This window comes from Oceanobacillus neutriphilus (genome assembly GCF_014645515.1).
GTDB lineage: Bacteria > Bacillota > Bacilli > Bacillales > Amphibacillaceae > Oceanobacillus > Oceanobacillus neutriphilus.
On the sequence record NZ_BMLW01000001.1, the window covers coordinates 517,580 to 534,293 of the forward strand.

At 35.7% G+C, this 16,714-nt stretch carries 13 protein-coding genes; 1 reads left to right on the plus strand and 12 read right to left on the minus strand.

Features of this window, described 5'->3' with window-relative positions; genetic code table 11:
- Positions 1-59: 59 nt before the first annotated feature.
- The 12 genes from IEX29_RS02375 to IEX29_RS02430 form a co-directional block, all read right to left on the minus strand.
- Positions 60-686, minus strand: coding sequence for a helix-turn-helix transcriptional regulator (locus IEX29_RS02375; protein ID WP_188732881.1), 627 nt, complete (start codon positions 684-686; stop codon positions 60-62).
- Between the two features lie 679 nt (positions 687-1,365).
- On the minus strand, positions 1,366-2,781 hold the full coding sequence (locus tag IEX29_RS02380; RefSeq protein ID WP_188732882.1) for a glycoside hydrolase family 1 protein: 1,416 nt from the start codon (positions 2,779-2,781) through the stop codon (positions 1,366-1,368).
- A 55-nt stretch (positions 2,782-2,836) separates the two neighbouring features.
- Positions 2,837-4,264, minus strand: a complete 1,428-nt coding sequence (locus IEX29_RS02385; RefSeq protein WP_188732883.1) for a PTS transporter subunit EIIC — start codon at positions 4,262-4,264, stop codon at positions 2,837-2,839.
- Between the two features lie 33 nt (positions 4,265-4,297).
- The gene (locus tag IEX29_RS02390; RefSeq protein ID WP_229720056.1) at positions 4,298-5,149 is read right to left on the minus strand and encodes a PRD domain-containing protein; all 852 of its coding nucleotides are present in this window, start codon (positions 5,147-5,149) and stop codon (positions 4,298-4,300) included.
- 303 nt (positions 5,150-5,452) lie between these two features.
- Entirely contained in the window at positions 5,453-6,679 is a 1,227-nt protein-coding gene (locus IEX29_RS02395; protein ID WP_188732885.1) for a mannitol dehydrogenase family protein, read from the minus strand.
- A 92-nt stretch (positions 6,680-6,771) separates the two neighbouring features.
- Positions 6,772-7,602, minus strand: coding sequence for a PTS system mannose/fructose/sorbose family transporter subunit IID (locus IEX29_RS02400; protein WP_188732886.1), 831 nt, complete (start codon positions 7,600-7,602; stop codon positions 6,772-6,774).
- Positions 7,599-8,402 (minus strand): PTS sugar transporter subunit IIC, encoded by an 804-nt coding sequence (locus IEX29_RS02405; RefSeq protein ID WP_188732887.1) that lies wholly within the window; start codon positions 8,400-8,402, stop codon positions 7,599-7,601. The genes IEX29_RS02400 and IEX29_RS02405 overlap by 4 nt, the downstream gene beginning before the upstream one ends.
- A 121-nt stretch (positions 8,403-8,523) precedes the next feature.
- Entirely contained in the window at positions 8,524-9,021 is a 498-nt protein-coding gene (locus IEX29_RS02410) for a PTS sugar transporter subunit IIB (RefSeq protein WP_188732888.1), read from the minus strand.
- A 29-nt stretch (positions 9,022-9,050) separates the two neighbouring features.
- Complete coding sequence (locus IEX29_RS02415; protein WP_188732889.1) at positions 9,051-9,494, minus strand: PTS sugar transporter subunit IIA; 444 nt, start codon at positions 9,492-9,494, stop codon at positions 9,051-9,053.
- 115 nt (positions 9,495-9,609) lie between these two features.
- The gene (locus IEX29_RS02420) at positions 9,610-10,554 is read right to left on the minus strand and encodes a class I mannose-6-phosphate isomerase (RefSeq protein ID WP_188732890.1); all 945 of its coding nucleotides are present in this window, start codon (positions 10,552-10,554) and stop codon (positions 9,610-9,612) included.
- A 203-nt stretch (positions 10,555-10,757) separates the two neighbouring features.
- Complete coding sequence (locus IEX29_RS02425) at positions 10,758-13,538, minus strand: sigma-54-dependent transcriptional regulator (protein WP_188732891.1); 2,781 nt, start codon at positions 13,536-13,538, stop codon at positions 10,758-10,760.
- 278 nt (positions 13,539-13,816) lie between these two features.
- Entirely contained in the window at positions 13,817-15,229 is a 1,413-nt protein-coding gene (locus IEX29_RS02430) for a M24 family metallopeptidase (RefSeq protein ID WP_188732892.1), read from the minus strand.
- Positions 15,230-15,965: 736 nt separating this feature from the next.
- On the opposite strand from IEX29_RS02430, the gene IEX29_RS02435 reads away from it, so the two are divergent.
- Positions 15,966-16,703, plus strand: coding sequence for a sunset domain-containing protein (locus tag IEX29_RS02435; RefSeq protein WP_188732893.1), 738 nt, complete (start codon positions 15,966-15,968; stop codon positions 16,701-16,703).
- Positions 16,704-16,714 lie beyond the last annotated feature (11 nt).

Sequence of the window (16,714 nt, forward strand, 5' to 3'; positions counted from 1 at the left end):
CAAGTAAGTAGCGTACTGGAAAGGCAACGTTCGGCATTATTCTTCATCACATGGCGTTTCTATAATTTACTAATATAGCGGTAAATGGAGGTTTCCGATGCGTTCATTACTTTAGAAAGCTCTGCTACAGAACCTTTTAATAGAAAGAGTCCTTTTTCATCCAAAGCACGAATCAACTCAATTTTCTCTTCGGTAGACATTCTTTCAGGAGGAACTTCTGTTTTATTCATAACCTCCTGGATAGTTTTATGCATTAAATCTTCAAAGGATAAATCAAAACTTTCATAATAATCTTCTGCATGCTCCGTTGTTTCAGTCCCATTAATTAAACGGTTTATCAATGAACGAAGCTCGATAAGCTCATCAACCTTAAAGTTGATAGTAACAATACCAGCCAGCTCTCCATCATTACCTTTAATAAAATAGGTGGATGAGCGCAGCTTACTGTGATCTGCAGAAAAAGCACGATAATTAATAATAGCAGATTCTTTTTCGTAGATTCCCTGTTCTAAAAACCTTTTTTCGATACTTGGCATTGGACTTCCAACGCTGACATTTTCATTTCTTGCATTATAAACATACGCCACCTGGCTTTTTTGTGCATCATATAGAATTATCTCCGCATCAGAACCAAGCGATTTTCCCATAAATTCGATGAATGGTATGTATGTATTTAATATGGACATTTGAGACCCCTCCTAGCTTATACAATTGGATTGATATGTAGTTTGCTTTACGGTATATTTACTCTTTGTTATTTTATTACAATTGTGAATTTAATTATATCATTTTGTAAGCGTTGTTTACATGAATTAGAATAAGCTGGAGGTGTGTTTTAGATTAAGAGACCCTAATTGGACGTACCATTCTCTTGATAGAAAAGCCAAAAGGGGCATTCAAGCCCTGGGATCAAAGTATAAGCTTCCTCTGACTATTGCATAACCAGCCAATTTTACTAAAAAATCAGGAACAGCTACTGCATATGACCTGAAACAGACACAATATTCTCACGATTTTAAGAAGTAAGAGGTCTTTCCCGATAATAACTTAATAATTTATATTGAGCAGAGCATCCAATCAAAGTTCTAACGAGAAAGTAAAAAATAGCTGCTTTAATAAAATCTACGATGAGAATTCGTTGTTCAAAAAATATCCGGCATTCAAATAAACTATAGTTATCTGAATACCGGGTAACTTTTATACTTGAATAATAATAACTTACAGACTCATGTAATTTTCCACCAATATAATCAAAATCTAATTCTATTATGGTCGGTCTACAAACACAACCAGGATTTATTCATCAATTGTAGTGTATAAAATAGAACTTAAAGCTTTATCATATCATTGAATTAAAATAAATATTTAAAGCATTTCACCATTGCTTTTAATAACATTTGTATACCATCCAAAAGATTTTTTCTTCATTCGTTTCCCAGTACCGTTCCCATAGTCATCAAAATCTACATAAATAATACCATAACGTTTGGACATTTGACCGGTACCGTTGCTAACAATGTCAATCGGCCCCCACATTGTATAGCCTCTCAAGTCTACACCATCTGCAATTGATTCCTTCATCGCTCTAATATGATTCGCCAAATAATCAATACGATAATCATCCTTAATAGATCCATCTTCTTCTACTTTATCCTTCGCTCCCAAACCATTTTCCACAACGAAAAGCGGGAGCTGATAACGGTCATATAATTCATTCAATGCTAATCTTAATCCATCTGGATCAATGGTCCATCCCCAGTCTGTTTTCGGCAAATATGGATTATCTAAACCTTCAAGCGAATCTGTTGTCTTTTCTGCCGGTTCTTCATATTCCGCAGATACAACTCTGGAACGATAATAACTAAATGTTAGAAAGTCTACAGTATGTTGCCTAATAATTTCCTCATCACCAGTTTCTATCTTCACATGTATATTATTTTCTTCAAAAAATCTCCATATATAACCTGGGTAGCAGCCTCTTGCTTGTACATCTGAGAAAAAGTATTCTTTCCGTTTACTTGCTTCAGCTGCTTTAACATCTTCTACTTTACATGTATACGGATAAACAGTTTTGTAAGCTATCATGGCACCAACTTCCGCATCAGCATCAATTTCATGAATCATTTTCGTAGCAAGAGAGCTGGCCACAAACTGGTGATGCGCCGCTTGATACATCCTCTGTTGTAAATTATCGCTTTCAGGGTCAATGCAGGCAGCATCCCAGCAGATTGGTACAACCGACGCATTGCCTATCTCATTAAATGTGAGCCAGAATTTCACAAGCCCTTTAAATCGGCTGACAATTGTTTCGACAAACTTAAGGTAGAAATCAATAAATTTCCGATTATCCCAACCGCCATATTTATCTACAAGAGCCAGCGGAGTTTCATAATGTGAAATAGTAATCATCATTGTTATACCATTTTTTCGAGCTTCTTTAAATAAATCTTCGTAGTACTTTAATCCGGCTTCATTTGGCTTATCTTCTTCCCCTGTCGGATAAATTCTGGTCCAATTAATTGAAGTTCGAAAAATGTTAAAATTTGCTTCCTGAAAAAGCTTCAAATCGTCTTTATACCTATGATAAAAATCAATTGCTTTATGTGTCGGATAAAAATCCGCATCTCTCCTTAGCCCGCCAAAAAATCCTCTTGATTTAATATCTGCTGTTGAAAGCTGCTTTCCATCTTCTAAATAAGCTCCTTCTGCTTGATTTGCTGCAATGGCACCTCCCCAGTAAAAATCCTTTGGAAATTGAAGTCTGTTTTGTTTTTTATTCATTGTTTCTTCCTCCTTTATTCGGCTAAGCTTTCCCTTTATCTGTAACAGCACATATTTATTTATTTGCTGATTGTACTTCCATTTTATTCATCGTGCTTATTGAAGGCTCGTCGTTAAATCCTAAGATAACTGTGATAATAGCTGATAAAATAATTGTTACAGCAACAGCTATTGTTATAGCGATGATCGTCCCTTCAAATATTGGAAGTGCAAGAATACTTGAATACCCCATTTCAAATGCTTTTGCCCCTAAAAATCCTGCCAGCGCTCCACCAATCCCCCCGCTGATCATCACTGCAAACAGGGGTTTTTTTAGTCTTAAATTAATCCCATAAAGTGCAGGCTCTGTCACACCGGATACAATACAGCCAATCGCACAACCAATCGCCTCCGTTCTTAGTTCTTTGTTTTTTGTTCTCATTGCCACCCCAAGACAGGCTCCACCTTCAGCCATATTATGCAGGAGAAGGGCTGGACGGAAGAGTGCATCAAATCCAATAGAAGCAATACTTTGTACCATAACAGGTGCAAACATCATATTCATTCCCGACATAATGATAAACGGGAATACTGCTGCTAGGATGCCAACCGTCAGCCCTCCTGTAATGCCGTAAATCCATACAAATAATTGAACAACCCACTCTCCGGCTATAGATCCGATTGGTGCAAGGAATAGAACTACAATCGGCATGGCCGCCCCTAAAATTAACATTGGTGCAAATACTGTTCTTAGTACACCTGGAATCACTTTGTAAAAGAACTTCTCCAATTTGGAAACCAGATATGCCGATAATAATGCTGGAAGCAATGTCTGGGAGTAATCCGCCAATACAACAGGGATACTAAACATCGATACATCTATTTGTCCTTCCACCAGGGCCATAAAGTCCGGGTAAAGAAGCATGGATACGACTGTTATGGCGAATGCCGGATTTGACTTCAGCTGCCTGGCAGCACCATAAGCAATTAAAATCGGCATAAAATAAAATGCAGCCAGTGCCAAAAAGTTAAACATCATAAAAGTCGACGTTTCTTCGACGGAAGGCCATATAGAAGAAATAATTGTCAACATAACCCTTATCATTCCAGCACCATAGACAACGGTGATAAAAGGCGTAACCGACCCTATAATGAATGCCAGGATATTTTGAAATGTATTTTTTATTCCCTTTTTATCTGTTCTTCCCTCTGAAGCCTCAGAATTATTTTGTTTGGGGTTATCGTCCGCGTCCACATTGTAATCCTTTACAATTTTATTAAAAACAGTAAACACATTTTTTCCAAGAATGATCTGATATTGTTTCATACCATAGGTTACGCCGAGTACTCCCGGCGTTTTTTCCAAAGCTTCTGTATCTGCCTTTTCTTTGTCTTTTAAATAAAAGCGCAGCCTGGTCACACAGTGGGTGACAGATGAAATATTTTCTTCCCCGCCAACCTTTTCAATAATTGTAGCTGCCAGTTGATCAAAATCAATTGCCATCGTAATCCCCCATTCTTTATTATGATTTTAAATTCAGGGTAGAAAGCTGTGCTTAACAAGTCTGATGATATGAATTTTCAAGTATAGACGATCATCATCCGATAAATGATAGCTATGCTGTTTCGAAGTATAATCATTAATTTTATTGATACAATCATCTATATCTGCATACTTTTGTTTGTTGAACTGCAGAAAAGTAAAACTACTATTGTCAGGCTTGTCTTTGTTTTCTTCCATATATATTTTCTTCATAAAGAATTGTAAATGAATGATAAAACGAGAATAATCTAATGAATTCTCGTCAAAGGTAATATCAAAATAACGTTCAATAATATCAACAATGTTATTAACGCCCTGAATAATATTCAATGTATCTTCCGTTGTGTGATTACTCATTGCATCGATAATATGAAAGGCAATAGAAGCTGCTTCATCACCATCCATATTCACTTGATAAAAACTATTAATCATTTCCACCGAATGAACTCCTACATTATAAACATCTGTGTAAAACCTTTTTATATCCTCTGTAAATATATTGGAGAGGTCCATTCCTTCTTTAAATCTGCGAAGTGAAAAATTGATATGATCTGCCAGATTAAATATTAGATTCTGATTGAGTTCTACATTTAATGTTTTTTCAGCGTGATTTATTATTTTTTCTGTTAGTGTTATACACTCAAATGGAATTTCTTCTAAAAGCTCTATTATCTTCTCACGATAACCATTTTTCATTGGAACATAAATTCTTGTTACATCTGTTTCATTAAGAATATCGTTAGTATGATATTTGAACCCAAGCCCCTTACCAATGACAATAGCCTCTTTTCGATTTGCATCTGTCGTTAAAACAGCATTGTTATTTAAGATTTGCTTAATCTTCATTCTTGAACTTTTCAACAATTTGACCGCACTCCCTTTCGTATATATTTCACAGACAGAGTCTAAATCTTCGTTTCAAAATTAAACCAATAAAAAACAGGCAAAACCAATCCTATTTTTGATAGGATAACGGTTTTGCCTGAAATAGATACATAGCCATTCAGTAACAAGCCAAACTTATTTTTTTAAAGGGCTTACATTTTTTAAATTAATCATACTCTATCATATTGGATATTTTATGTCAACAAGGTATTTAGTGTATCCACCAATAATCATTAATGGATACGCTATTTAATTCCATATTTTCTATGAATAACTTAGGATTCTATTGTTCTCCATCACGATATCCTGATAAGATTTTAAAATAAGGTCATATACAATTTTCTCATCAGGTTTCGTAATATCCAATCCACAAATTTGAGAAATACTAGCTTCTATGCCAATATCCTTTACCAATCGTGCTATATCTTGGTCAGATGTAGCATTAGCATTAGCGTTTTCATATAAAAATCCATGCGCCGCACCTTTACATATGAAATATGGCATAATTCCATTTTGTACACATAATAAAGCCGGGCCAATAAAACGATCATTTTTGGCAAGCTTTCGCATCGGGTTACGCCCTACACGTATAAGCCAGTCCTTAACAGAATCATCTGTGAATTCCTTCCAGGTATTCTTCATTTTTTCTTCTGTTATCTGAATTTCATCACCATACAACTTTGTCAGAGCCAGATTGGCCTCTCTGAATGCTTTATCGGCGCACTCTCTAATATATTCATCACGGGCGGATTCATATAAAAATGTTTTATTGGCAGCAAGCCCCATGAATGCTAGGGTACAGTGAAGGGTATTACCCTGCCATATTTTTGTTTTCATGCACTTATCCGTATCGTTTTCCAAAATAATGAAGGAAGGAAGTGACTCCTCTGATATGGATAACAACACATCGTCATTTACTTGTAAAGTAGATAAATCTTCTCCCTGTACACTTAAAGGATCGATGGTATATTGTTCTTCTGTAGGCATTGAATTAATGCGCCGGATAATGGATTCAACCATGTTAACATGTTGCGAATAATAAGACATATCCGTATCAGACAGCTCTTGCTTCATCAATGCATCATAGTCTGTTTTAAGGCCGACATAGTTTGCTCCCAGCAAAACAGTAAACCAATTCTTTTTGTCCTTTTTTCTCTTTATATGAATAGCTTCAGCCAAATCTTTGGCAGCTTGTTCAAAAGCATCTGGAAACAGTGCTGTCATTACCAAATCTGCATCTGCCAAATGTCCGATATACTCTGAATGATCCTCAATGGTATTTACTGCTTCGAAGTTTTTTACTGTAACGACACTTTCTTCTCCACTCTCACTGTATTTAAAAACATGGAACTCCTTTTTTGCTTTCAATTGATCCGTCAATGCTTTATCAATATCTGCATAAACAACATTCCATCCATCTAAATATAAAAGCTCACCTAAATATCCGCGCCCTGAACTGCCAGCACCAATTATAACTACTTTTTTATTCATAATAACCTCCGCCTTGGCCTGACATCAATAGTCGGGCCGTTTTCATGTTTTAAATTCTTTTATATCAATGTGTTTAAAGTGATAATTCTCTATTAAAAAATACCAATAAAGGCAAATAAGATACATATAGCCATTAGCCCAAAAATAATGGTCATGATTCTTACATTTTTTCTTAACAGTTTCATCATCAGCGCCAATACACCCAGAGATAAAATTCCCGGAACAATATCGTTAATCATTTCTAATATATTATAATCCTCATCCAAAATATGGAATGATAAGTCTAATGGCACAGAAACATAGCTTGCAACCATGTATCCAATCATGATCAGACCGACAATAGATGCTCCCCGGATCAGTTTATCGAATATTCCGGATTCCTGTGCTTTGGTAATTATCTCAGAACCCATTTTGTAGGAAGTATATAACACAACATAACGAAACATATAACTTGGAATATTGAGACCGAAAAAGAAAATAATCGGTCCAATCAGGCTTCCCTGATTAGAAAAAGGTAAGGCTAATCCAGTAGCAAGTAATCGCCAGGTTACCCACCATATCGCATCTCCGACTCCTGACAAAGGCCCCTGCAAGCCGGCCCGGATAGCATCTATTGATTTAGTGTCAAAATTGGAGTTATCCCGGGCCTCCTTTTCCAATCTGCAAAACAACGAATACATTATAGGAGCCATCTGTGGATTAATATTCATCAGACCTTGTTCTCGCTTCAGAGCTTTAATTTTCTTTGGTTTATCTTCAGGATTCGGGTATAGCCAGTTTAAATATGGCCAGATGATCCACGGAGTAGCATTCCCACACCAGCGGCTATAGCAGAAATGCAATGCATAGCTTTGTGACCGCCAGTATATTCTGCGTAATAACTTCAGCTCTTCTTTAGGTATGCCTTCTGTAAGTTTACTCATGATAGAAAGTTCTCCTCCTCATTAAACCCGCCGTTGGTTTCATCCATATTATTATTATTATTATTAGATTTAGGACCATCTCCAAACCAGAAATAATCTAATACCGCTATAGTAACTGCTATAATCGTTAAAAACAGGACATCCAGATTTGTATAAATAGTCACAAAGAATCCTAGCACAAAGAAAATAGCCATTTTTTTATTCCATAATAGGTTCAGCATCATAGCCATCCCAAGGGCAGGCATGATAGCACCAAATGCTTGAACTCCACTTATCACGAAATCCGGCATAGCATCCATAAAGCTTCTAACAAATTCTCCACCAAAGTAAATAGCAAAAAAAGTAGCGATGGCTCCAGGCAGTAAACGTATACATGTGCTGATAAAGGTTACCAGACCATACTGAAACTGATTCCCTTTTTTCAATGCTTTATCCGGGAGAGGGTTAAGTAAATCTCCAATCATCCCATCAAAACTGCGAAACACCTCAATTACTGCTGCTATTGGAAGTGCCAGCGCAATCGCCTCTTCATGCGTTACTCCGTTTAAAATCACAAATGCAACAGCTATAATAGTCGCACCCGTAAAATCAGCACCTTGTGCATTCCCTACATTAACAATCCCCAGAAAAATGACTTCCAGTGCTGCTCCAAGAATAATCCCTGTTGTGAGATCTCCCAGTAACAGCCCCATAACAGGCCCGACTACAATAGGACGATAAGCTAGCGTATTTGGTAACAAATTGTTCATGAGAAAAGCGACTTCATAAACAAGGGCAGACATCATCGCGGTCCAAAACATCGTATTTCCCTCCCTTTACTTAAAATCAAGCTGATAAACTAGATACAAATCACCGATCTACCAATTGTTTACTGTTTAAAAAAGCAAACAGGAAACGCTTTCAAAATATTGCGATTTAATTTTAGTACTTTAAAGAGCCAATATTAAGCTTCGTCCTTTGGGTTGCCGGCAGTACATGCATAACACACTTAATTCCAGAAGATTCTATTTCACGTAAAGTTTGTAAGTCTTCATCGTCTACGATAAGTTGTCCACTAACCAACTCTTTACGATTGGGAACGTTTGCTTTCTCAATACGACCATAAGATGCCAGATTTACTTCTTTTATTCCTGGAACTAACTTTGTCAGTTCTAAGACATCCTGTGGTGTTTTACACAATACATAAATTTTAAAGTTTTTGGACCTTTCATCGTTAAGAATATCAGCAGCTTTTTCTGTATTCGTAACTAATAACTTATAATTTCCGGTAACAGCCATTTTTAAAGCTGTCACTTGTAACGGGTCATTAGCAGTTGCTTCATTTACTACCAATACATGAGTTGCTCCAAAAAAAGACATCCAATTGGTCATCGTTTGTCCATGAACCAGCCGTTCATCAAGCCTTATCTCGACTATCATCTTCCCTCATCCTCCAATCAAAATTTAAACTACATCATAAAATCATTTTCCTGTGAATCATCATTTTCCAGCTGTCCGGCCTTAAATCTAATATTCATAAATTCTATCTCCCTTCTTGCTTCCTCCACTACCTGTTGTATTTTTCTTTCATTAAGCTCTTCTTCCTTAATAGTCATTAATTCTAAAAGTAAGGATAGATTCATCCCTGTCACCAGGAAAAAATCATATTGTGCAAGACGGGTATAGAATAACTGATTAATGCTGCCCTGACGTATATCCGTAAAAACCAGTATCTTATCCTCCTCTGGTATTCCAGACAAACATCTATCGATTTGTATTGCGGGAGAATCATTTTCGGTGTAAGCATTAATAATGTAAAGGTTTTCCGGCTCGCATTGCGTGATATAGTTGTAAGTATGATAAATTCCCTTTGCCATATTTCCATGTGATGCAATAATATAATGTACTGCCACAGCAATCCCTCTTTATTTATGATTTCAACGATTTTACAGCGGCCAATTTATAGCAGCCACTCTACTTTTTTAAACCTGCTTCTCAAGTAACCAAAAAATATTATTTGCTATTTTCCTAGCCTTTATATGAAATGCCACATAATTTCATCTTCCCTGAAAGTTTTAAATCCCCGAATTTAGCGGGTACAAAAATAGTTTCACCCAGTTTAATATCATAGTCATTAATTCTTCCTTCACCGTTGACACAAGTTAAAAACACAAATTCATCCATATTGTATATACCTCCACTGGAGACCTCTAACTGGAAGCTTGTGAAAATCCCCTTTTCATCCACATACTTTATCAGCCGGTATCCCTCTCTGGATTCAATAACAGGGTCTAAAGGGTTAATTTCATTATCAGGTACATTTACAGTATCAATAATTTTTTCAACATGAAGCGGACGGTTTGGATCATTTCTGTCAAAATCATATAATCTATATGTTAAATCACTATTCGTTTCAAAAGTAAAATGAATACTTTCTTTATTTTCAGGAACCTCTAATGAACCATGAAGCGTACCCGTAGGCAGGTGTGTAAATTGCCCTTTTTTATAATCTACAATTCTGAAAAGCGTATCCCAATCTTTCTTCTCTACCAGCTGCTTGAATTCTTCTCTCGTTTTTGCATGATGGCCCATCAATTTCTTACCGTTCTCATCATGAGTAAGAACAATAGTACTTTCCACTTTTCCGGCCATATTATCATGCTTAAGACCATATTCATCATTAGGATGAAGCTGAATTGAAAGTTTATCAACAGCATTTGATGAATCAGTTCTTACAGGCAACGCTTCTCTATCACATTTAAATAATTCATTTTTATTACGCTGATAAAACTCTGATAAAGGTATATTTAAATCTTTTACGTTACAGTCAAGGTGATTAGGAAGTGCAATAACATGATAAGCTAAAGCAATGTTTTCCAAATCGGTATTAAAATTAAAATATTTTTTTAATGTATTGCCTCCCCATAGCTTTGATTCAAAAACGGGTTCTATATAATAAAGTTTCTTTTCCAAAATAATCCCTCCAGTTATTTATAAAAAAATTGCACTTATCTTTACCTTTATTGAACATCTTCTTCCTGCTTACTTAATCTCAAGAATCGTTTCATTTCTATCAGTCCCCGCCCTCCTTTCTCTTGATTCTCCTTTTCACTTATTCATAAGCAAAAAGCGTGCCAAGTTAGTGGCACGCTTTAAATATAATAGCTATACACAAACTAGAAAACGCTTTCCGAAGCAGATGCTGATGAAATATAATCGTAAATATATCCAATCTCGGCAATATTTATTTCGACACTATATACGGATGCAATGACACTAAATGCTTCTTTTATTATTTCTATTTCATTTCTTTGACACTTCATCAATTCATCGATGTTCTGATATATTTCTATTGGTTCATGCCTGATCAAGCGCTCTATTAAACAGCTTGTATGAACATACAGGCCTATCTTTTTATCATTTGGAATCTTCTGGTTTAATAACATTTCCAGTCGATTTAAAAACTCTTCAACATAAGATATAATTTTTTCAGTATCAAGAATGGTAACAGTGGCAATTACCCGTTCAAGTGAAAAGTTTCGTAAGAGATTATTATTTATATCTTCAATTTGGTCATTACTGATAACAGGCTGTAATATTTTTTCGAACTTTTCTTCTCCCTGTCCAGAAATTAAATCTTCAATAGAAATATAATCTATCTCACTGATTCCTGGGTCTGCCGTTCCGACTATTCCTAAAACATCATACAGTTGAAATATAGCATCCGTATAACCCGACTCCTCCAATCGATGAAAATCATGAGCTATGATTTTCATATCCAAACTCTGGGGAATGCTTTTCTCTAATAATTTCTGAATCTGTAAAGCTGTCCCCATTCCCGTAAAACAGGAGGTGATAATCACCTTTTCTTTTTTCTTCTCCGGGTAGATAATACTGTATTCCGTTTCATTGGCAATCTTTAGCTTTTTAATCATATCCGTTAAATAAAATCCTTTTCCCAGCATTTCTCCAACTAATAAGGCTGTTTGTGTAGAAACATTATTAATAATTGCAATTGGTCCATCAATATATTTTGTAAACCGGGGATAGATATCCTTTAATGAACCCATATCTACTAAAATGACTAAACCATTAGAAACATCCCTGCGTTCAACATAATGCAGGACGCTTTTTACAATATCATCTATTGATGTATCCAACGGCATATCAAAAGCCTCAAATATGTTTTCATTAAGCAAACGGTTTGCAACATTAGCAATACTGCTCGCTGTTGCATAGCCATGTGCCAAAATAATTGCTTTCATACGCTGATCATTGGCCGGCTCAATCGACTGGCTCCTCAAATAAAAAGTAAGAAGCCATTCATCCATCTTGCTAATGTGTACATCAAGTTTATTATTTAACATTTCTACCAGCTGTGTTACTAATAAAAGTTCTGCTTGATAATTTTCCGTAATAAAATCATCCATTTGTTTAATGATTCTTTTTTGCTCAGCTGTGTATTCTATTGGGTTAGTTCCTCTAAAGTAAAGAAAATGCGCCATGGCAAATACACTGTTTCCATTGAATTTTACGTTATTCGTACTTTCCATGTATCTGAGCACTTCCTGTACATTTACAGTAATTACTTCCATTAGAGCGCCAGTACTTTTTTCCGTATTAAAAAAAATGAATCTATCAAATAAAGCGAGAATTTCATTAAAAATATGCAGTTCCAGATGCTTATTGTCCGAATCCTTCCTGTATTTATCCCTAAATAAATGCAGGATGGTATGGTATGTTTTCTTAATATCATCTGTACTTGAGAAATTTGATGCAAAAAGCTGATGCAACGTTGTGTCAGGATTAATAATAATATTATTTTTTTTCTTCAATTTCTGATTTGCTAATTGTACTGTTTCCCGCAAAATATTATCAGGCAAATCTTGTAATGTAATAGATATACATTCTGAATGCGTATCCTTTGCAAAAGATGAAGCAACTAGATATCTAACCGTATTTTTCAAATCACCTAAGTTCCCTTGATAATGATGACTTATTAGTGTATCCAGAGCTCTATTCGAAATATGAATCGGTAATTGAAGCTTTTTTGCTTCATCAATCATAAACATATACACAAACTCCTGTTTTTCTTTAACATCCCGTTGTTCAAGACTCGGAATTGTAATTCGTATAGGAATTCGGCGTAAAAACGTTTTAAGGAAATTGCCTTCCAAATCAAACGTTGTTGCAAAAATTATTCTTACATTCGCCTGATGCCAGCCTTCCGTTTCTCCCATCCTCCGGTAAACACCTTGATCAAGGAATGTAAATAATTTCTCCTGCCCTTCTTCATTCAACCGGTGAACCTCATCCAAAAATAGGATCCCGCCATCAGCAGCCTCCAACATACCTTTGGAAGCCTGATCAGCCCCAGTAAAAGCCCCCTTCACATAACCAAACAGGTTGCTGGAAAGAAGTTCAGGATTATTTGCATATTGAGCACAATTGAAACTGATAAAAGGGGCGCCTTTCGATAAAACCCCTTTTTCAATACTAAACTGATAAATAAGGTTGGCAGTATAGCTTTTTCCAACACCGGTCGGTCCACATAAAATAAGGGGCAGACCGCCACCCGGGTACAGTACGGAGGACTTTATTTGGTCAATTGCTTTTTTCATGCTCCCATCCGCCCCAACCAATTGATTCAAAATATCAGCTTTATTGTTTGCGCTCTCAATTTGATGTTTAAGTGATTCCAAACTGTCAAAAACACAAGCTTGAACAGGAGAAAAAATATTTTCAAACACGTTCCGATGCAAGAAATAAACCGGACGTGTATTAATTTTAATCACATTTTCTTCTTCTACCATCTGGTTAAGGTAATGACTTATTGTATTGCGCTTTACATTAAAAAGCTCCGCAATTTTATTTGCTGTGAACTCGTCTGATAGTTTATCTATATTGAGTAAAGGCGTCTTCTCCTCGAGAAAATGAAGTATATCATCTTTCAACATTTATATCACCCTTTGTTGTTAGTGGATTCTTACAATATTGCTATACATTATAAGACTTTTTTTAAGATAATGAAATGTTTATCTTTTTCCATATCCTCCACAATATTAGAGAAATTATTAATTTAAGAAATGAATAGATAAAGAAGTCTTGATTAGTCTAATAAAATCAAAAAATAGCAGGAAAAGTCATCCGTCAATAACTTTTCCTGCTAATCTTAATACACATGTATTTACAGAAAATCCAAGCTTTTAAAACTATTCATCATGATTGCTTAAAGTCACCCACTATGGTCATAATGAAATACAAGCCTTTTATTCAAAAGATACGGGCGCAGATAAGCAACCGTACTGCATAACGGTAAAACATTTTCACTTAAATTGATTCCAAGCATATCTTTTATATATTTTTGTCTTTTAATGATTCTTTCCCAAAGTGCTGGATATTCTTCTCTAATCTTCTGCTTTAAATCCCCATCTGCAATAGCTACTGTACTTTCGACAGAAACCCCGTCATATCCAGCAACACGAGGGATAATATCCGTCTGAAAAATCATTCCGCTTTTGATTAATTCATCTGAATTCTCATAGATTGGTGATGATAACCATTCTTCATCTGCTGTTAAATGCCCTGGGCATAATCCCCAATGATATTCCTCCTGTGGCAAAACATGATTAACTAAATTATACATATCTCCACCTGTCATCCCGACTTGAATATTCTCAAGCCAGGCTGTAATTGCGGTATAGTATGGTGCTGCCAAATCTTCCACATAATCTTTTTTGCTATGTAGAAGTTCAGAGCGATTCATTACAGCATATCCAGATCTGCTCGATAATCCGCCTTTGTATCCTACGGTTAAAGAGATTGCATCTCCTAACTTTACCTTTTCTTGAGTTGGGTATAAATTACCTTTTTCGAATCTTTTACCCGTTGATGCGATTGTCACTACGTTATTTCTTTGGCCGTAAGCATTGAGCTCATTTCCTAATTGCATCTCAGAAATACCAAGCTCCAGTTTGTCCATTGTTCGTAAAACACAATCTGAGGCCAGTGATGCTCCAAATTCATAATGCGCAATTTCATTAGCACTATTCACTCTTCGTACGCCACGTTCCCCGGCAATGAAGATATCTGTTTTATTAGTGATGGAGCCTTCCTTTTCAATAATTTCCCGTACTGCATCTACAATAAAAGAAGGAATATCAAATAGATTTTGGTTATCCTCGACGCTGCTGGTAAAATGCTTCCACCCTGCCATTCCAATTTTCATTGCCTTCTTCATTCCAGCTTCCTGAAGAACGCTTGAAATGGTATGGTGAGGTTCCATTGGCTGATTAGGCAGTGAAAAGTGCGGACAGTGAATTCCCTGCGCAGAAATTCTTGAATATTGTACTTTATTATAGTTTTCATTTCCCAAAACCAGGAAAGCATCTCCGTTAGAATGAAGGACTAATAAAGCCTCTTCAAATCTGGGAATAAAACCAACTAAATATTCAAAATTCCCTCCATGTTCCACATCCGCATAAATCAGTAGTGCATCCAATTCATCCCGCCGCATCTCTTGTAAAACCTTTTCTCTTCGCTGCTGCATGGTTTTATCATCTATCATTATCGGTGTTTCTGTGCAATCAGGAGCGGGAGCATCCAATTCTATCAATTGCGCGTTTTTATAATTATATTGCTGCGTCATATTCCTTACCTCCAATTTATATGTGTTTCCAATTATTCTACTTGATAATTGAAGAAATAGACACTTATTCTATTAACCTTTTAAAAATGAAGATTATTTTCTATCTTAGCATCTTTTTTCCCTAAATATTATATAGGATGGCATCACATGTACCTGAAACAAGTAGTGTTATCAAAACAACGAACTGCAACAACCCTCTTCCTCCCCCACAGTTCCAGCCATTACTTTTTCTGAGTATTTATGGTCTTTGTGATTCGTTTATCTTTGAAGAATGACAAATCAGCTAAGAATCATTAACTTTCTAATACCATGGCAGTCCATTGTTCTATAAAATTAAGAAAATTTTACAAAAACATTACTAATATGTTACATTATTTATAGTGGTTACTATTTGATAGAAAATATTATAAAGTGCGTATCACTTTATAGCTAAGTTTTTTCAATTACATACTTACAGAGAGGAAGTGAAAAGAAAGCGCTTAACGCCAGCTGTTTTTTGTTCCTTTTATTTTGGTAAAACGCTATTGATTTTTACCATAGCTGCTCTGAAAGAAACGATATCCCCTTTTTATATGCTAAATAACATATCAAGCTACATCTGTTTTTGATTAGTATATAAGCACAGCTGCACTTACAAGTATAAATTAATTGACAAATACTGCTACTCTGTAAACCATTTGCTATTGGTCATAACATTACATATTAAATATATTGGACTTTTAATGGAGGTATAACAATGGATACTCTAATCGTATTATCAATGATTCTTGTATTATCAGGCTTAGCCATCTATACTTTATCGCATCTACCACCCAAAGGGAAAATGAAGAAAAAATATCTCCCCGTATTAGCGTTAGCTATGCTTCTCACTATTTTAAGCGGGTGTGGAACTGAAGGTGCTGATAATACTGCGGACTTAGATAAAGAAATAGAAAAGAATGAAGAATTAACTGCTGAAATCGAAGAATTAGAAAATGCTAATTCCACCCTTCAAGAAGAATATGATGAATTACAAAGTCAGGTTGATGAATTAAAAGAGGAAAATGAGAAATTAGAAGATTATGAGTCAATTAAGGAAGAAAATGAATCGCTGTCTGAGGAAATTACTGCATTAAAAGAAGAAAACGAAAAGTTAGAAGATTATGAGTCAATTAAGGAAGAAAATGAATCACTGTCCGAGGAAATTACTACATTAAAAGAAAGTAATAGTGAATTACAACAGCAGCTGGAAGCAAGCCAAGAAGCTGACAGTTCCAGTAACTCCACTGCAGACGCTTCAGATACCTCTGAAGAAGACTCTGCTGATACCAGTACATCACAACCAGCTGAAAGTGATTGTAACATTAAAGGAAGTACATCGGGAATCTATCATACTCCCGGCAGCACCTATTATGATCGAACGACAAATGTTGTTGACTGGTTTTGTTCGGAAGCAGAAGCTCAAGATGCTGGATACAGAGCACCAAAAAGATAAATTTAATAAGG